The organism is Pseudomonas akapageensis (assembly GCF_011355085.1).
In the GTDB taxonomy this organism is placed as follows: domain Bacteria; phylum Pseudomonadota; class Gammaproteobacteria; order Pseudomonadales; family Pseudomonadaceae; genus Aquipseudomonas; species Aquipseudomonas akapageensis.
This window is the reverse complement of record NZ_VXCP01000027.1, coordinates 18768-36989: the sequence shown is the minus strand read 5'-3', so window position 1 is coordinate 36989 and position 18222 is coordinate 18768. Positions and strand designations below refer to the sequence as shown.

Here is an 18222-nt window from a genome sequence, read left to right as displayed (position 1 = left end):
AAATGTTGCGCGATTGAAATATATGACCCTGACGCCGGAATGGTTTTAGATACCCTCTTTTTTTGCCCATGGACCCGCTGAACGTGAGCAGACTGCTGATCGTCGACGACGATGTGGAAATTCTTTCCTTGCTGAAGAAATTCTTTCTCCAACATGCCTACGAGGTGGAGCTGGCCACCCATGGCGAGGCCATGTGGGCGGCGATCGAGCAAAACCGGCCGGACATCATCATTCTCGACCTGATGCTGCCCGGCGAAGGCGGCCTGAGCCTCTGCCAGAAAGTGCGGGCACAGACGTCAATCCCGATCGTCATGCTCACCGCCATGGGCGAACTGAGCGACCGCATTGTCGGTCTGGAACTGGGCGCCGATGACTACCTGACCAAGCCGTTCGATCCTCGGGAGTTGCTCGCCCGCCTGCGCGCCGTGCAACGCCGCGCTGGCGAGAAAAGCCCGGGCCGCGAAGAGAGGCGGCCGGTTATCGCCTTCGCCGGTTGGCACCTGGACGTCACCCGCCGCGAGCTGCGTTCGCCTGAGGGCGTGATGATTCCGTTGTCCGGCGGCGAGTTCGATTTGCTGGTGGTGTTTCTCGAGCATCCGCAGCGCATCCTCACTCGCGAACAGCTGATCGACCTGACTCGCGGCCAGGGCTACGACGCCTTTGACCGCAGCATCGATGTGCAGGTCAGCCGCCTGCGACGCAAGATCGAACCGGACAGCAAGCGCCCGGATCTCATACGTACCGTACGCAACGGAGGCTATATGTTCACCGCCAAGGTCAGCCGCTCGTGATCCGTCGGATGTTCCGTCGCGACACGCTCAGGCGCCGAATTGCCTTGACGATCGTCGCCGCAATGCTCACTTCCCTGGCCCTCAACGGCCTGTTTGTGCAGGTCGCCGGCATTTGGGCGCGCCCGCCCATCGACCGCACCGGCTTGCCGGAACAGATCGCCGCGACAGCCCGAGTGATCGAGGCCGCGCCCGCCCAACTGCGCACGCAACTGGCCGCAGCCGCCAGCAATCCGATGCTGGAAGTGCTGTGGCACCTTCAGCGGGCCGACTTCGATCTACCCCCGATCGGCGCCCAGGTCGATACGAATAAATCGCCGGTGATGCGGCAACTGCTTGGCGATATTTCCCGTGACATCGAAGTCTTTCAGCCTGCCGATTGGCCGGACGGCAGCGCCCAGGCGCGCTACGTCGTGCTCGTGCAACTGCGCGATAGCAGCTGGCTGTCGTTCACGCCACCCGAACGTACCTGGGGTCTGAGTGAGGGCATGCGCATCGCTGTCATCACAGCCCTGGGCCTGGTCGCAACTCTGCTGGTCGCCTGGCTTGCCACGCGCCAACTGGCCAACCCGCTGCAGCGGTTTGCCAGTGCCGCGCGGCGTTTCGGTGCGGACCTGAGCGCACCGCCCATCGATCTCGAAGGGCCCCATGAAATCCGCCAGGCGATCATCGCCTTCAACACCATGCAGGCGCAGATCCAACACTTCATCGCCGAACGCACGCACATGCTCGCGGCCATCTCCCACGACCTGCGCGCTCCCCTGACGCGAATGCGCCTGCGCTGCGAATTCATGGAGGACCTGGAGCACCAGCGCAAATTGATTCGCGATGTGGAAGAAATGCAGTTGATGATCAACGCAGCACTGGGCTTCTTCCGCGATGAAACGCATCTGGAGCAAACCACGGCGTTCGACCTCTCGGAACTGCTGCAAACCATCATCGATGACTTTCGCGACCAGGGCATCGATGTCGACTTCGCCGGCCCCGCCCACCTGGTGTACGACGGCCGACCGCTGGGCATCAAGCGCGTGATCGTCAACCTGCTGGAAAACGCCGTGAAGTATGCACAACGGCCGCGCATCGAACTGAGCGGTGACGACCGCTCGATCCGCATCGAAGTCAGCGACGAAGGGCCGGGCATTCCCGAGCACGCCCTGGAGCGAGTGTTCGACCCGTTCTTTCGCCTCGAGGCTTCGCGTAACCGTGATACGGGTGGCGTGGGGCTTGGCCTGTCGGCTGCGCGGGCGATCGTGCGGGAGCAGGGTGGGGAGTTGACGCTGCGTAATCGCAAAGGCGCGGGACTGATTGCCCGGGTTGAATTGCCCAGTACGGTTTAGCGAAGCCGGATTGCTGAGCACGGCGATCGACAAAAAATCCTCAAGCAAAAATACCCCTTTACATTCTTTTTGCCGCGTGCATTAATTCGTTCGCAGACCGAACTAAATAGAAATTCAGTGAAGTCACTCGGTTTTCTGGAAAGGGGAATTCAAGATGAATGGGGTATTGGCTGAGTCGGCAATTGGACGTCAGGTGAATTGCCAGGCTGTGATGGAGCGCATCGTCCGCCAAGGCCCGATCTCCCGTGCGCAGGTCGCCAAATTGACAGGGTTGTCCAAGCAGACCGTATCGGAATTGGTTTCCATGCTCGAGGAGTCAGGCTGGGTACGTGAAGTGGGCAGCGTCCAGGGCAAGCTCGGTCGCACCGCAATTACCTATGAGCTGAACCCAAAAGCCGGCTATGTTGCCGTCTGTGACCTGGGGGGCACTCACCTGAAGCTGGGAATTGCCGATGTTTCAGGACACCTGATCGAAGAAACGCGTTCGCCACTGAAGGACGGTGGTGCACAGGTCGAAGCGCAGTTGCTGCAAGGTATCACCGGCTTGCTGGACAAGCATGCAATCGATCGCAGCAAGTTGCTGCAGGTTGTTGTCGGGGTGCCAGGCGTCGTTGATCGCAAAACCCGGCGCGTACATCACTCTCCGAACTTGCCGGCATTGCCAGGGGTGGACCTTGAAGCCGCACTGTGCAGCGTACTGGGCGCGCCGGTGTTGCTGGAAAACGAAGTCAATCTGGCGGCTGTCGGGGAGTTGTGGCGTGGTCGTGGCCAGGCCAGTGAAAGCTTCATCTTTGTTGCGATGGGCACCGGTATCGGCATGGGCGTCATTCTCGATGGCAAGCTGTGGCGCGGCGCCCGCGGTGGTGCGGGTGAAATTGGCTACATGCCGGTGCTGAACGAGGATATCGATCTGGAGGTCAAGCGGCACGGGCCGCTGGAAACGGTGTCGAGCGGTCAAGCCATCCTGCGTTTCTACCGAGAGTTCAGCGGCAACCCGGTCGACGAATTGCCTGAGATATTCGACCGTGCTGCCGCGGGCGATGAAGTTGCCTTGCTGGTGATCGACAAGGTGGCGCGCGGTTGTGCCAAGGCGATTGGAGCAACCGCCACCGTGCTGGATCCGCAACTCTGTCTATTAGGTGGCAGTGTTGGCGGACGCCCTGAAATGCTGGAGCGGGTCCGCTATTGGCTGGCCGACATGATGGATGATCCGCTGCCGGTGGAAGCCTGTGCCCTGGGTAAAAAAGCCGGGCTGATCGGAGCACTTGCAATTGCCTTGCAAGAAGTCAATGGTCGGCACTTTTCTCCGCAACTTCCAAATAACATGCAAGACAATGAGTTGTACCTGAGTAGAGCAACTATCCCGTAAGAAGTCTTAATAAAAATAAATGCTTTAACGGGCTCGCCTGTGAGCCGACTATTCCTCCCGCAAACATGAGAGATAACATGACAACGGTACGAATTGGTATTAACCCGATTACCTGGACGAATGACGATGTTCCGGAGTTGGGGGGCGATACACCGCTGGAAGTCTGTCTGAGCGAAACTAAATTGGCAGGCTATGCGGGGTCGGAATTGGGCGGGAAGTTTCCGCGTCAGGCGGAAGTGCTTCGCCCTATTGTCAAGGGGCACGGGCTGGAAATTGTTTCCGGGTGGTATGACGGCAGAATTGCAGAGAAGGAGGTAGATGAAGAGTTTGACGCGATATTGCCGCACCTGACGTTGCTCAAGGAAATGGGCAGCAAGGTGGTTGTTTATGCAGACACCAGTTACGGCCGCCACGGTGCAATCCATGATCCGGCGTCCATTCGCCCTGAGTTGCCGGATGGCGACTGGGCCAGTTATGGCAAGAAAGTGACTCAGTTAGCTGAAAAGATGGCCGACTTCGGCGTGCGGATGGGGTACCACCATCACATGGGCACCGTCGTCCAGACGGATGAAGAGATCGACTTGCTCATGGAGCATACCGGAGAAGCCGTGGGGCTGCTCTTTGATACAGGGCACTGCTTATATGCGGGGGGCGATCCCTATGCCCTGGTGCGCCGTCATGCCAAGCGCATCAATCATGTGCATTTGAAGGACGTTCGCAAAGCCGAGCTGGAAAAAGCCTTGCAACAGGACTTGAGCTTCATGGGCGCCGTGATGAATGGGATCTTCACGGTAACCGGCGACGGCATGATCGATTACAACGATATTCTGAAAGTGCTGGCGCAGAATAATTACAGCGGCTGGTTGGTTGTTGAAGCCGAACAGGATCCGAATAAAGCCAATCCCCTGGTTTATGCAACGATGGGTTACAAGAATACCAGGCAGTTGGCAGAAAACGCAGGCTTCACCGTTCAATCCTGAATTTCCAAAGCGATAACGCCATTAGGAAAGAGATACGTCTATGCAAAAGAAATTGCGTGTTGGTGTCTTAGGGGCTGGGTTGATTGCTCAACTCGAACATATTCCAAACCTCTTGAAGTTGAGTGGCTTGTTTGAACTTGTCGGTATTGCCGATGCGTCGACAACAGTACGCCAGTTCTTCCAGGACAAGCAGCTGCCCGTGTATGAAACCCATCAGCAATTGCTCCGCCATGCGGAGCCGGAAGCGATATTCGTCTGCTCGCCAGACTGTTATCACGCCGACATGGTGATCGATGCGCTCAATGCCGGTTGCCATGTTTTTACTGAAAAACCCATCTGCTACAGCCTGGAAGACGTTGCCCGGATAAAGCGCGTGCGTGATGCCAACCGCAGGATTCTGCAGGTGGGTTACATGAAGCGCTTCGACCCTTCTTATTTGCTGCTGCGCGACATGTTGCCCGATAACGGCGCCAAGCTGCGTATGGTCAGCGTCGAGGTGTGTGATCCGGACTCCTGGCCATTCCGCGAACATCAGGGAGAACTGGTTTTCGCCAATGACATTCCTCAAGCGCTTAAAGATGAGTTCAAGACCCGTCAGCGCGAGCAGGTCGCCGAAGCGCTGAGCGAGCTGCCAGACGAAAACAGCTTCCGTGGCTTTACCGGAGCATATTGCTCGAGCCTGGTGCATGACATCAACGTAGTGCATGGACTGCTGGAAAAGATGAAGGTTTCCACGGTCGGCGTCGAAGGTGCCGCCTTCTTTGCCAACGGCGACGGCGGCCAGGCCACGGTGCGTCTGGATGCGCAAACCAGCCTGTGGCAAATGATGCACCTGACCGTGCCCCATGTAGCCGAATACCACGAGCGTATCTCGCTGTATTTCGACGATGCGGTGTATCACCTGGAGTTCCCATCGCCTTATCTGAATCACTTCCCTACGCGCCTGACCGTGTGGAAGGCCGATGGGCAGCACTCACAGAAAACCGAACACAGGGCCAACTACAAGGAAGCCTTCGTCGAGGAAATCAAATATTTCTGGGAAAGCATCGTCAACGAGAGCACGCCACTCAACACCCTGGAAGATGCCGAGCGTGACACCCGGCTCCTGGTTCAGATGGGACGCACTGCGTTAACCAACTCCAACCGTTCGATGTGAGAGGCCAGTATGCGCAAGCTGAAAGTTGCAGTCATCGGTGCCGGCGTCATTGGGAAAATGCACATCCAGAACTTGGTGAAGGGCGTGGAAGGCGCGGAACTCGTTGCGGTTGCCTCTCCGTCGATCGGCAAGCACCAGGCATGGCTGAGTGATCTGGGCGTCGAAAATCAATTCGCCGACTACAAGGACATGCTGGCGAGCGTGGAGATCGAGGCCGTGTGCATCTGCTGCGCCACCACGGCACACCTTGAAATCGTCCAGTACGTGGCCGGGCTCGGCAAGGCGATGTTCTGTGAGAAGCCGCTGGATGTGGACTACCGCCAGAGCAAGCAGATCGCCGCCATCGTCAAGGAAGCCGGCGTACCGTTCCAGGTCGGTTTCAACCGCCGCTTCGATGCGCAGTTCCGTCAATTGCACCAGGTAATCACTGACGGTGAAATCGGAGCCCCGCAGGTGGTGAAAATCACCTCGCGCGAGGCCGAGCTTCCGCCGCGTGGCGCCCTCAAATCGGCGGGCAATGTGTTCATCGACATCCATGTGCACGACTTCGACATGGCCCAGCACTTGATGGGCGACACCATCGAGCGGGTGTATGTGGAGGGCGGGGCAATTGCCGACCCGTCGCGCGCGGATGAGGAAGGGTTTGTCGACACCACCGTCATCACGCTGAAGTTCGCCAAGGGCGGCGTGGGTGTGATTGATTGTTCGCTGAATGCCGTTTATGGTCATGACCAATTGGCGGAGGTGCTGGGCTCCAAGGGGCTCGTGAAGATTCACAACCTTACGCCGACAACCGTACAACTCTTCAAGGAAGAAGGCGTCAAGACAGATAAGCCGTACTTCTCCTGTCTTGATCGTTACCCGCTATCTTACGCCAGCGAACTCGCTGCCTTTGCCCATAGCGTGCTGAACAATAAACCTGTGCTGGTGGGCGCTGATGAATCCCTGCAAGCCGAAAGAGTTGCACTGGCAGCAGATATTTCATTGAAGGAACAACGTCCGGTATTTGTTAGGGAAGTCAACTGAAAGTTCGGAAGTCAAGAATAAGCATAAAAAGACAGTCCACTTTAGGAGATTCACCATGAAGTTGCGGATCAAGAATACGTTGTTGCATGGTGTTGTAACTGCCGTTTTGGCTTCGGCAGTAATGATTCCGTCCATTACCCAGGCTGCCGACGAACCCGTGCGCATTGCGTTTGTTACGCACGGCCAGGCGGGTGACTCTTACTGGAATGCCCTGAAGAAAGGCATGGAAGATGCGGCGAAGGAAACCGGCGCCAAAGTGTCCTACCAGGCCCCGGAAGCCTTCGACCCGATTGCCATGTCGCGCATGATCGATGCAGCCGTCGCTGCCAAAGTTAATGGACTGGTTGTGTCTGTTCCCGATGCGGCCGCGCTGCAGAAGTCCATCAAGGCGGCCGACGCTTCCGGCATTCCAGTGATTGTCGTCGACTCGGGTGAGGGCGATGTACAAAAGGTCGGCGCCAAGTTCTACGTGGGTAGCGCCGCCGAATACGAAGCCGGGAAGCTGGCTGGAGAACGTTACAAGGCGGCCGGGGTGAAGAACCCGATTTGCCTGAACCACGAAGTGGGTAACGTTGCCATCGACGACCGTTGCCGTGGATTCAAGGACGGCATGGGTGGCAATGCACCGGTCGTGGCCATGACCATGGACCCGACGGATATCACCTCGCGAGTGGGCGCCTATCTGGCCAGCCACCCGGATGTCGACGGTATCCTGGCAACAAGTTCCAGCGTGGCAAACGTATTGATTGTCGACTTGCGCAAGAAAGGCACGTTGACCAAATACAAGTTTGGCAGCTTCGATGTCTCTCCTGAGTTGCTTGATGGTGTGGCCAAAGGCGATGTGTTCTTTGCGCTGGATGCCCAGCAGTACATGATGGGTTACTTGCCCGTTGTCATGCTTAATAATCAGGCCAAGTATGGCTTGTTGCCATTGAATAATGTGTATACCGGCCCCTTGTTCGTCAGCACCAAGGCCGATGCAGAAAAAGTATTGACCCTCAGTAAGCAAGGCTACCGCTAACTCACTATCAACCCGGCCACATAAAGGGTGATGCAGTGGGATTAACGCAAAGGCAGCGACTTGAATAAGTCACCCATTCGCTCTTTGTGTGGCCGAAGGTATACGGGGCAAGAAAATGAAAACAACAATAAAAGTTGGCATCGTAGGTTTAGGTCGTATTGGCAAGAATCACGCGCGCAATCTGGCGCGGCGAGTACGCGGGGCGGAATTGATCGCCGGGTCCAGCCCGGTTGCCGCCGAGCGGGAGTGGGCCGAGAAGGAGCTGGGTGTCACCCGACTCTATGAAAATATGGAGTCGTTGCTGGCGGATAAGGATGTCGACGCCGTATGGCTTGCCACCCCGACGTCACTGCACGCCGAGCAAATCGTTTCGGCGCTCGAAGCCGGTAAACACGTCTTTTGCGAAAAGCCCCTGGCACTGACTGAAGCCGAGTGTGAGCGGGTCCTGGCGGCTGCCGACAAGTACCCCGCCCAAACCGTCATGATTGGCTTCATGCGCCGCTATGATCCGGCGTATGTGGAAGCCAAGCGCCTGTTGAACAATGGCGATCTGGGCCGGCTGTTCCGCCTGCACTGCGCTTCGCTGGACGCCATTGATACCAACGGTTTCTTTGTCGACTTTGCACCGACCTCGGGTGGGCTGTTCCTGGACTGCAGCATCCATGACATAGACGTGGCCCTATGGATGACCGACGGTGCCAAACCCGTGTCGGTTTCGGCCACCGGTATCCGCGCCATGTACCCTGGCCTGGCTGCTTGCAACGACGTCGACACGGCCACCGCTACCGTTCTGTTCGAGAACGACATCCTCGCCACCTTCCATGCCTCGCGCACCTCCCATCACGGCGACGAAACCTCGTTGCAACTGGTGGGCACCGACGGCTCTCTGGACCTTGGCGTCGGCGGTACACCGGTTTCAGAAGTCAATGTGCAGAGGGGCAACGCCAACCATTGCAACATGGTGGTGGATTTCTTCGGCCGCTTTGAACAGGCCTTTGTCCTGGAAGCTCAAGCCTTTATCGATGCCGTCAGCAGTGGCGACACCTTGCGGGGCCGCTTGTTGGAGGCGCAGGCCGCTACCCGTATTGGCGTGGCCATGCGTGAAGCGTTGGAACAGCAAAAAATCGTCAACTTCGATCACTGACAAGTACCCGGGAAGCCTTTGCTAAAAGTTCGGCAGGCTTCAGTGCAGCAAAGGCTTCCTGGTTTATTTGGCAACCGCAGTTCTCTGGAACGAATGGAGAAGAAAATGAGTGCGACAAGTGCTGAACCGGCGAAAGGCATTCACATAAAAAAGAAAGGCATCGGCAGCGACTCCAAGCGCCTGGCCAAACAATCCACCTTTGCACGCATCATGCATCGCCCTGAGTCGGGGGCGGTATCGGGTCTGTTGTTCGTTTATGTTTTCTTTCTTCTGTTTGCCAACGGCAGCGGCATGTTTGGTGCCGACGGGATGCTGAATATTTTCAAAGTGTCCGCCGAACTCGGGATCCTGGCCGTGTCGGTTTCCTTGCTGATGATCGCGGGTGAGTTTGACCTGTCGGTCGGCTCCATGATTGCGCTTTCGGGGCTGATGATTGGCGTTGGTGTTACCAAGCTGGGTTTGTCGCTTCCGGTCGCGGTGATGATGGCGTTCGTGCTCAGTCTGTTGATCGGCGCGTTCAATGGCTATCTGGTGGTTCGCACCAAATTGCCTTCTTTTATCGTGACCCTGGCGACCATGTTCATCTTGCGGGGTGTGGCGGTCGCGGTTACGCGTTTGCTCACGGGCAAGACGCAAATTTCGTATGTCGTGAATGAATTCAACCAGGACTCCTGGGTGGTCTCGATTTTCTCCGGACACCTGTTTGGCGGCTTGTTCCAGTACCTCGCCGAACACGGCGTGATCACAATGCGGCCGGACGGTCTGGCGTCTGTGCCTGGTATTCCGGTGTCGATCCTGTGGTGGGTGCTGGTGACCGCGCTGGCGACCTGGGTGCTGCTGCGTACGCGTCTGGGCAACTGGATCTTCGCCACGGGCGGCGACGCCAATGCCGCCCGCAACATGGGCGTGCCGGTGGATAAAGTAAAAATCCTCCTGTTCATGTTCTCGGCCTTGATGGCGACGCTGTTTGCCACTGTCCAGGTACTGGAGTCCGGGTCGGCCGATACCATGCGCGGTATCCAGAAAGAGTTCGAAGCCATTATTGCCGCGGTTATCGGCGGATGCTTGTTGACTGGCGGATATGGTTCTGCGGTGGGCTCCCTGTTCGGCGCCTTGATATTCGGCACCGTACAAGTCGGCATGTTCTACACCGGCATCGATACGGACTGGTTCAAGGTATTCCTGGGGTTGATGGTTCTGATGGCAGTGTTGTTCAACGATTACATCCGCAAGATGGCAACCAGTAGCCGCTAAGAATCTACGGGAGAATAAAAATGGTTCCAGTCATCGAACTTGCCAACGTCAGAAAAACCTTCGGCTCTGTTGTTGCCCTTCAGGGTGTGTCTTTTGATGTTTGCCCAGGCGAAGTGCATTGCCTGCTGGGGGATAACGGCGCGGGCAAATCCACCTTGATCAAGGTGTTGTCCGGTGTCCATCAGCCGAGCGCCGGTACGATCCGTATCGACGGCAAGGACATCCTGTTCAAGAGCCCTCGCGATGCCTATCAGGCCGGTGTGGCCACCGTGTTCCAGGACCTGGCGATGCTGCCCTTGATGAGCATCAGCCGTAACTTCTTCCTCGGGCGTGAGCCGACCAAGGGGCGCGGGCTGTTGCGGCGCTTCGATGCCAGGCACGCGGACCAGGTCACCCGCGAAGAAATGGTCCGCATCGGCATCGATATCCGCGATCCAGGCCAGGCAGTCGGCACCCTGTCCGGTGGCGAGCGACAAGGCCTGGCCATCGCTCGCGCCACTTATTTCGGCGCCAAGGTCCTGATCCTCGACGAGCCGACTTCGGCACTGGGTGTCCACCAGGCCAGCATGGTCCTGAAGTACATCGCCAAGGCTCGCAACGACGGCATCGGTGTGGTGTTCATTACCCACAACATCAATCACGCCTACCCGATTGGTGATCGCTTCACCCTCCTCAATCGAGGCACCAACCACGGTACCTACAGGAAGTCCGACATTTCCCGCGAAGAAATCCTGCGCGTGATGGCGGGTGGCGAAGACCTGGACACGCTGGTGGAAACACCGGGCGTTGTGGTTTGAGTGATCACGATGGCGAGGGCCGAATATGGAAAATGCTACGAAGTTTGCAAGTGATCGCTCGCTGGACCTGATCTGCCTGGGGCGCCTGCTGGTTGATCTGTATGCCATCAACATTGGTGCACGTCTGGAAGATGTCAGCCACTTTGCCAAGTACCTGGGAGGTTCTTCCGGTAACGTGGCGTTCGGCACCGCACGGCTGGGCCTGAAGTCGGCGATGTTGAGCCGCGTAGGCGCCGATCAGATGGGGCAGTTCCTGATCGATACATTGGCGGCCGAAGGCTGCGATGTGTCACATCTCAAGCGCGACCCCGAACATCTGACCGCCCTGGTGCTGCTTGGGATCAAAGACCGCGACAGCTTCCCGCTCCTGTTCTACCGCGACCATTGCGCCGATATGGCGCTCTCGGTCGAGGATATCGACGAATCCTTCATCGCCACCAGCAAGGCGCTGGCCATTACCGGTACACATTTCTCGCAGCCCGGCGTCCATGCCGCTGCCAGCCGTGCTCTCGACTTTGCCCGTCGCCACAACGTGCGCACGGTGCTGGATATCGACTACCGTCCGGTGCTCTGGGGGCTGACCGACAAGGGCGATGGCGAAACCCGGTTCATCGCCGACGGCAGTGTCACCCAACACCTGCAAGCCATTCTGCCGAAGTTCGACCTGATCGTCGGGACCGAGGAAGAGTTTCGCATCGCGGGCGGCTGGGATGATCTGATCACCTGTCTGCAGGTGGTGCGCCAGGTTTCGGACGCCACACTGGTGGTGAAGCTCGGTGCCCTGGGGTGCGCGGTGATCGACGGCGCTATCCCGGCTCGAATCGAAGATGCCGGCATTCAGCGCGGCGTCCAGGTCGAAGTGCTCAACGTCCTGGGGGCCGGTGATGCTTTCCTGTCGGGGTTCCTGTCAGGTTGGTTGCGTGGCGAGGACTACACGAGCTGCTGTCGCTATGCCAATGCCTGCGGGGCGCTGGTCGTGAGCCGCCATGGTTGTGCGCCGGCCATGCCGACGCCGGCGGAGCTGAGCTATTTCCTCGAAGCCCAACCGGCACGACCAGCCGAAGACAAAGCCCTCAACCATCTTCACCGCGTGACAGTCGCGCGGCCGCAGTGGGACGAACTGCTGGTACTGGCCTTCGATCATCGCGTCCAGTTGCTCGAACTGGCGCGTCACGCCGGGCTGCCCGAGTCACACATCGGCAAGCTCAAGCACTTGCTGGTCGAGACGGTGGCCGAAGTGGAGCGCCAATACGGCTTGGCCGGCAAGGTCGGGATTCTGGCCGACGACCTCTACGGCCAGGATGCCCTGAACAGTGCGACAGGCCGTGGTTGGTGGATCGGTCGTCCGGTCGAGTTGCCGCTGTCCAATCCGCTGCAGTTCGAATGGGGGCGCTCGATCGGCTCGCATCTGCTCAGCTGGCCCAAGGAGCATGTGATCAAGTGCCTGGTGCAATACCACCCCGATGACGCGGTTGAAAATCGCCAGGAACAGGAGGCGCAGTTGCTGGCGCTGTATCAGGCGGCCCAGGTGTCCGGTCACGAATTGCTGCTGGAGATCATTCCGCCCAGGCAACTGCCCCAATCGCCGGATACCGTCTACCGTGCCTTGCAGCGGCTTTACGACCTGGATATCAGGCCGCAGTGGTGGAAGCTGGAGCAACTCAGCGCCCCGATGTGGCAGCAGATCGATGCGCTGATTCAAGCGCGCGATCCTTACTGCCGTGGCGTGGTGCTGCTGGGCCTCAATGCGCCGGCCGACACCTTGCGCGAGGGCTTCCGTGCCGCCCGCGCCTCGAAGACCTGTCGCGGTTTCACCGTAGGCCGCACCATTTTCTATGAACCCAGTCGCCAATGGTTCCAGGGTGAACTCGACGATGAAGGGCTCAAGCGAGAAGTCGCGGCCAATTTCGTGGAGCTGATTCAAGCCTGGCGTGAAGAGTCCGGGAGGGCTGCCTGATGTCCACAATTCGACTGACCATGGCCCAGGCTCTGGTGCGCTATCTTGCCGCGCAGCGGGTCGAGATCGACGGTGAGCGGTTGCCACTGTTTGCCGGCTGCTTTGCCATCTTCGGCCACGGCAACGTGGCGGGCGTCGGCGAAGCGTTGTACCAGCAACGCGAAGATTTCCCCACCTACCGTGCCCATAATGAACAGGGGATGGCCCATGCCGCGATTGCCTATGCCAAGGCGCACTTTCGCAAGCGCATGATGGCGGTGACCACCAGTATTGGCCCGGGCGCCACCAACCTGGTGACCGCTGCCGCACTGGCACATGTGAATCGTCTGCCGGTGCTGCTGTTGCCGGGCGATGTGTTCGTTTCGCGGGCGCCGGACCCGGTGTTGCAGCAAATTGAAGACAGCGTCGATGGCAGTGTGTCGGCCAACGACAGCTTGCGCCCAGTGTCGCGCTACTTCGACCGCATCATTCGCCCCGAGCAATTGCTGACCGCGTTGCCGCGCGCGATCTCGATCCTCACCGATCCGGCCCAGTGCGGCCCGGTGACGCTGGCCTTGCCGCAAGACGTGCAAACCGAGGCCTACGATTATCCGGTCGAGTTTTTCAACGAGCGGCTGGTGCGCATCCGCTGCCTGACCGCCGCCGAAGATGAGCTGGCCGAGGCGCTCCAGGCGATTCGCCAGGCTCGCAAACCCGTGATCGTTTCCGGTGGGGGCGTGCTGTACGCCGGCGCCGGCGCCGCCTTGCGCTCCTTCGCCGAGACCTTCGGCGTGCCGGTCTGTGAAACCCAGGCGGGCAAGAGCGCCTTGCCGTGGGACCACCCGCTGCAACTGGGCGCGGTCGGTGTGACCGGTTCACCGGCGGCCAACGAACTGGCCAGCGAAGCCGACCTGGTATTGGCTGTCGGCACCCGCCTGCAGGACTTCACCACCGGATCCCACAGCCTGTTCAGCCAGGCCCGGTTACTGTCGATCAACGTGAACACTTTCGATGCGCTGAAGTGGCGCGGTCAGGGGCTAGTGGCGGACGCTCGCTGGGCTTTGGAGCAATTGACCGAGCGCCTGGACGGTGACTGGCAGGCCGAGGGGCAATGGACCGAGCGCGCGCGCAGACTGGCCCACGGCTGGCGCGAAACCGTGCAAGGCATCACCAGTCGACGCGAGCCGCCGGGTGCCGGCTACCTTCCCTATGATGCCGAAGTGATTGGCGCGGTACAGCTCTCGCACCCCGAATCGGCCCAGCAGGATATCGTCGTGTGTGCGGCCGGTACGCTGCCCGCCGAGTTGCACAAGTTGTGGCGTGCGGGCATCGCCGGCGGCTACCACATGGAATACGGCTATTCCTGCATGGGCTACGAAGTTGCAGGTGGGCTGGGAGTGAAAATGGCCTGCCCGGAACGGGAGGTCATCGTGATGGTGGGCGATGGCTCCTACCTGATGATGAACTCGGAATTGGCGACATCCGTGATGCTGGGGCAAAAGCTGATCGTGGTGTTGCTGGACAACCGGGGGTACGGCTGCATCAACCGATTGCAGCAGGCTTGTGGCGGCGAGCCTTTCAACAACATGCTCGATAACTGCCTGACCGGTCCCCAGGGCTTGCCTGAGATCGACTTCGCGAAACACGCCCAGTCGATGGGTGCCAAAGCCGAGCATGTGGCCGACATAGCCGGGCTGGAAGCGGCCATGCAACGCGCCAGGCAAAGCGAGCGCAGCTACCTGATCGTCATCGATACCGATGCACGGCGAACCACCCAGGAGGGCGGCTGCTGGTGGGAAGTCGCGGTGCCGGAAGTCTCGCAGCGTCCGCAAGTCCAGCAAGCGCGTGCCGCCTACGAGTCGGCCAGAAAGCGCCAGCGCATCTAAGGGGGGAACAACATGAGCCTATTAGTCAAAGCGGCCAAGAGCGGCCGCGACCGGGTCAGGGTGACCCCGGAGTCGGCGGGCTGGGGGCACGTCGGCTTCGAGGTCCGGCAATTGGCAGCCGGCGAGTCGATAAGCCTGCATGAAATGCGGCGCGAGACCTGTGTGGTCCTGCTCAGTGGCGTGGTGTCGGTAAGCGTGGGCGATCTGCAGTGCAAGGAAATCGGCGGGCGTACGGGGCCGTTCGATGAGCAGGCACCCCATGCGCTGTACTTGCCGCCCAGGCTTACGGCCCACATCACTGCCCACGACGACGTCGAGATTGCACTGTGTTCGGCACCGGCCGAAGGCAAGCTGCCGGCGCGATTGATTGAGCCGGCCAGCATCCGCCGTTCGGTCCGGGGTGTGGCCGCCAACACCCGCTACATCACCGATATCCTGCCGGCCGACCAGCCCGCAGAGTCGCTGCTGGTGGTGGAGGTACGCACACCGCAGAGTCACAGTTCAAGCTACCCACCGCACAAGCACGATACCGACGCGATACCCCATGAAAGCGTGCTCGAGGAGACCTACTACCACCGCATCAACCCTCCCCAGGGCTTCGTCTTTCAACGCGTTTACACCGACGACCGCAGCCTGGACGAGGCCATGGCAGTGGAAGACGGCGACGTGGTCTTGGTGCCGCGCGGTTACCACCCGGTGGTGGTGCCGTATGGCTATGAAAGCTATTACCTGAATGTCATGGCCGGGCCTACTCGCCAGTGGTGTTTCAAGAACGATCCGGCGCATGAGTGGTTGGTGACACAGGGCCCGGGCGCAGCCCTGGAGAGCTAGTTCGACCGACCCTTCACTTCGAACAAAAGGTCTTCATCCATGAGCAGCATCCATCATCTGATCAACGGCGAGCGCGTTGCCATCCCCGGCCGTACTGCGCCCGTGTACAACCCTTCGACCGGCGAGGTGATCCACCAGGTCGCACTCGCCGATCGCGCAACGGTCCAGCAAGCGATATCCGTTGCGACTGCGGCCTTTCCCGCCTGGCGCCAGACTCCGGCCGCCAAGCGTGCCCAGATCATGTTCCGTTTCAAGCAATTGCTCGAGCAACACGAAGCAAAAATCGCCCGGATGATCAGCCAAGAGCACGGCAAGACGCTCGAAGATGCTGCCGGCGAGCTCAAGCGCGGTATCGAGAACGTGGAGTTCGCGTGCTCCGCCCCGGAAATCCTCAAGGGCGAATACAGCCGCAATGTGGGCCCGAACATCGATGCCTGGAGTGATTTCCAGCCCATTGGTGTAGTGGCCGGCATTACCCCCTTCAACTTCCCGGCCATGGTTCCCCTGTGGATGTATCCGCTGGCCATTGTTTGCGGCAACTGCTTCATCCTCAAACCGTCGGAGCGTGACCCCAGCTCGACCTTGTACATCGCCGAGCTGTTGCTCGAAGCCGGCTTGCCCAAGGGAGTGATGAGCGTCGTGCAGGGCGATAAAGAAGCTGTCGACGCCCTGATCGAAGCCCCCGAAGTCAAAGCCCTGAGCTTCGTCGGCTCGACCCCGATCGCTGAGTACATCTACGCCGAAGGCACCAGACGCGGCAAGCGCGTGCAGGCCCTGGGTGGCGCGAAAAACCATGCCGTGCTAATGCCCGACGCGGATCTGAACAACGCCGTCAGCGCCTTGATGGGTGCGGCATACGGCTCCTGCGGCGAGCGTTGCATGGCCATCTCGGTGGCAGTCTGTGTCGGTGACCAGATCGCCGATGCGCTGGTGCAGAAACTGGTGCCGCAGATCCAGGCCCTGAAAATCGGCGCCGGTACTGCCTGCGGCCTCGACATGGGGCCACTGATTACCGGCGCCCATCGCGACAAGGTCAAAGGTTACGTCGATGAAGGCGTGCAAGCCGGAGCGGAACTGGTGGTTGACGGTCGCGGACTTCAGGTCGCAGGCCACGAAAACGGCTTCTTTCTGAGCGGCTGCCTGTTCGACCGCGTCACCCCGGCCATGCGGATCTACAAAGAAGAAATCTTCGGCCCGGTGCTGTGCATCGTGCGCGTCGACAGCCTTGAACAGGCCATGCAACTGATCAACGAGCACGAATACGGCAACGGCACCTGCATCTTCACCCGCGATGGTGAGGCGGCCCGCCTGTTCTGCGATGAAGTCGAAGTCGGCATGGTCGGCGTGAACGTTCCCCTACCGGTGCCCGTGGCGTACCACAGCTTCGGCGGCTGGAAGCGGTCGCTGTTCGGCGACCTTCATGCGTATGGTCCGGATGGTGTTCGGTTCTACACGCGGCGCAAGGCTATTACCCAGCGCTGGCCGCAGCGTGCCAGTCATGAGGCGGTGCAGTTTGCGTTTCCGAGTAACGGCTGAGACTGGTCGGTAGGGGCGGGGGCGACTTCGATCGACTCGGAGTCGCATCCAGCCAGAGCGGTGGTCAACGATAGAGCTGGGAACTCAAATCGTACCTTGCGCGCTTATACGGCTTTGCCGTATAGTTTTTTCATGTACACCATTATCGAAACGGATATTTTCAAGCGCTACGCCGAGTCCATATGGAGCGATGGTGAACGCCAGGAGTTCATCATCTGGCTGGCAGCCAATCCATTGGTCGGTGACGTCGTTCCCGGTACGGGAGGCTTGCGTAAAGTCCGGTGGTCCCGCGCCGGAATAGGTAAGCGAGGTGGCACGCGAATCATCTACTACAACACGCTCTCCGAAGGCTGTATCTGGTTGCTGATTGCTTACACCAAGGCGAAGTTTGACAATCTCCCCTCAGCATTTCTGAGCCAATTGAAAGAGGAAATCAGTAATGGACAATGAAATGGAACAATTTCAGAAGGACTTGCTGACTTCAGTTCGCCAAATGAAGGCCGGCAAGGCTGCGCGTGTAACAGAAGTAAAACTTTCCGTTGCTTCCGAAGCTCGGGCCAAGGTCGGCATTTCGCAGAGCGCTTTTGCCCAGTTGCTGGGGGTCAGCCTGCGTACGCTGCAAGACTGGGAGCAGGGCCGTCGCCAGCCTACTGGCGCTGCACAAACGCTGTTGCGTGTCGCGAGCCAGCATCCTGAGGCTTTGCGCGATCTACAGCCCGTTTGAGCCGGATGCGGCGGCCTTTTCGGACCGCCGCGATCCACTCGCAGGCGCGCCCAGTTCAATCTGTGAAATATGCGTGACAAATGTCATTTTATTTTTTCAGATCTTCCTTGAGATCGCCAATGCCCGCCTGAACTTTCCCGACGCTTTTCTCAACCCTGCCTTTGTCCTCAAGGCGCGTGTTGCCAACGGTCTTGCCCGCGACTTCCTTGACAGCGCCTTCAACTTCTTTGGCGCGGCCTTTGACTTGGTCTGTGTTCATGATGATCTCCAGTGGCTTGATGCCGAGCGCGTTGATTCCATCGCCGCTGCTCAAGACTGTGCTCATAAAGCGATCTGGGTCTGTACGGCACCCCACATAAATGCCGGGCTGCGGTCCTGTGCAATACTCAACGGCGATACGGTCTGATTTTTCCTCTGTCGCCGCGGCATTCGCAGCC

General features: G+C 59.2%; 17 protein-coding genes. 16 read left to right on the top strand and 1 reads right to left on the bottom strand.

The features are described from left to right. Positions 1-68 precede the first annotated feature (68 nt). The 16 genes from F2S13_RS17710 to F2S13_RS17635 all read left to right on the top strand — a co-directional run bounded on the left by F2S13_RS17710 (position 69) and on the right by F2S13_RS17635 (position 17785). Positions 69-791: a response regulator gene (locus tag F2S13_RS17710; protein ID WP_166363145.1), complete on the top strand. Its 723-nt coding sequence runs from the start codon at positions 69-71 to the stop codon at positions 789-791. Continuing rightward, complete coding sequence (locus F2S13_RS17705) at positions 788-2125, top strand: ATP-binding protein (protein WP_166363143.1); 1338 nt, start codon at positions 788-790, stop codon at positions 2123-2125. The genes F2S13_RS17710 and F2S13_RS17705 overlap by 4 nt, the downstream gene beginning before the upstream one ends. Before the next feature lie 154 nt (positions 2126-2279). Beyond that, on the top strand, positions 2280-3494 hold the full coding sequence (locus F2S13_RS17700; protein ID WP_166363141.1) for an ROK family transcriptional regulator: 1215 nt from the start codon (positions 2280-2282) through the stop codon (positions 3492-3494). A gap of 77 nt (positions 3495-3571) precedes the next feature. Continuing rightward, positions 3572-4474: a myo-inosose-2 dehydratase gene (gene iolE, locus F2S13_RS17695; protein ID WP_166363139.1), complete on the top strand. Its 903-nt coding sequence runs from the start codon at positions 3572-3574 to the stop codon at positions 4472-4474. 40 nt (positions 4475-4514) lie between these two features. Beyond that, positions 4515-5630 carry a Gfo/Idh/MocA family protein gene (locus tag F2S13_RS17690; protein WP_166363137.1) on the top strand — a complete coding sequence of 372 codons (1116 nt, stop codon included), beginning with the start codon at positions 4515-4517 and terminating at the stop codon, positions 5628-5630. A 9-nt stretch (positions 5631-5639) separates the two neighbouring features. Then, on the top strand, positions 5640-6656 hold the full coding sequence (locus F2S13_RS17685; protein ID WP_166363135.1) for a Gfo/Idh/MocA family oxidoreductase: 1017 nt from the start codon (positions 5640-5642) through the stop codon (positions 6654-6656). Between the two features lie 55 nt (positions 6657-6711). Then, a complete protein-coding gene (locus F2S13_RS17680) occupies positions 6712-7677 on the top strand; it encodes a rhizopine catabolism ABC transporter substrate-binding protein (protein WP_166363133.1) in 966 nt (321 codons plus the stop codon). A 115-nt stretch (positions 7678-7792) separates the two neighbouring features. After that, positions 7793-8821 (top strand): Gfo/Idh/MocA family oxidoreductase, encoded by a 1029-nt coding sequence (locus tag F2S13_RS17675; RefSeq protein ID WP_166363131.1) that lies wholly within the window; start codon positions 7793-7795, stop codon positions 8819-8821. 18 nt (positions 8822-8839) lie between these two features. After that, positions 8840-10075 (top strand): ABC transporter permease, encoded by a 1236-nt coding sequence (locus tag F2S13_RS17670; protein WP_218583974.1) that lies wholly within the window; start codon positions 8840-8842, stop codon positions 10073-10075. 20 nt (positions 10076-10095) lie between these two features. Then, entirely contained in the window at positions 10096-10872 is a 777-nt protein-coding gene (locus tag F2S13_RS17665; protein WP_166363129.1) for an ATP-binding cassette domain-containing protein, read from the top strand. Between the two features lie 25 nt (positions 10873-10897). Continuing rightward, entirely contained in the window at positions 10898-12829 is a 1932-nt protein-coding gene (locus F2S13_RS17660) for a bifunctional 5-dehydro-2-deoxygluconokinase/5-dehydro-2-deoxyphosphogluconate aldolase (protein WP_166363127.1), read from the top strand. Beyond that, positions 12829-14694 carry a 3D-(3,5/4)-trihydroxycyclohexane-1,2-dione acylhydrolase (decyclizing) gene (gene iolD, locus F2S13_RS17655; RefSeq protein ID WP_166363125.1) on the top strand — a complete coding sequence of 622 codons (1866 nt, stop codon included), beginning with the start codon at positions 12829-12831 and terminating at the stop codon, positions 14692-14694. The genes F2S13_RS17660 and iolD overlap by 1 nt, the downstream gene beginning before the upstream one ends. Positions 14695-14706: 12 nt before the next feature. Further along, positions 14707-15525 carry a 5-deoxy-glucuronate isomerase gene (iolB, locus tag F2S13_RS17650; RefSeq protein WP_166363123.1) on the top strand — a complete coding sequence of 273 codons (819 nt, stop codon included), beginning with the start codon at positions 14707-14709 and terminating at the stop codon, positions 15523-15525. Between the two features lie 39 nt (positions 15526-15564). Beyond that, positions 15565-17061 (top strand): CoA-acylating methylmalonate-semialdehyde dehydrogenase, encoded by a 1497-nt coding sequence (locus F2S13_RS17645; protein WP_166363121.1) that lies wholly within the window; start codon positions 15565-15567, stop codon positions 17059-17061. A 132-nt stretch (positions 17062-17193) separates the two neighbouring features. Further along, a complete protein-coding gene (locus F2S13_RS17640) occupies positions 17194-17511 on the top strand; it encodes a transcriptional regulator (RefSeq protein ID WP_166363119.1) in 318 nt (105 codons plus the stop codon). Continuing rightward, positions 17501-17785 (top strand): helix-turn-helix domain-containing protein, encoded by a 285-nt coding sequence (locus F2S13_RS17635; protein ID WP_166363117.1) that lies wholly within the window; start codon positions 17501-17503, stop codon positions 17783-17785. Before F2S13_RS17640 ends, F2S13_RS17635 begins: the two co-directional genes overlap by 11 nt. An 88-nt stretch (positions 17786-17873) precedes the next feature. On the opposite strand, the gene F2S13_RS17630 is transcribed toward F2S13_RS17635, so the two are convergent. Then, entirely contained in the window at positions 17874-18110 is a 237-nt protein-coding gene (locus F2S13_RS17630; protein ID WP_246237927.1) for a CsbD family protein, read from the bottom strand. Positions 18111-18222 lie beyond the last annotated feature (112 nt).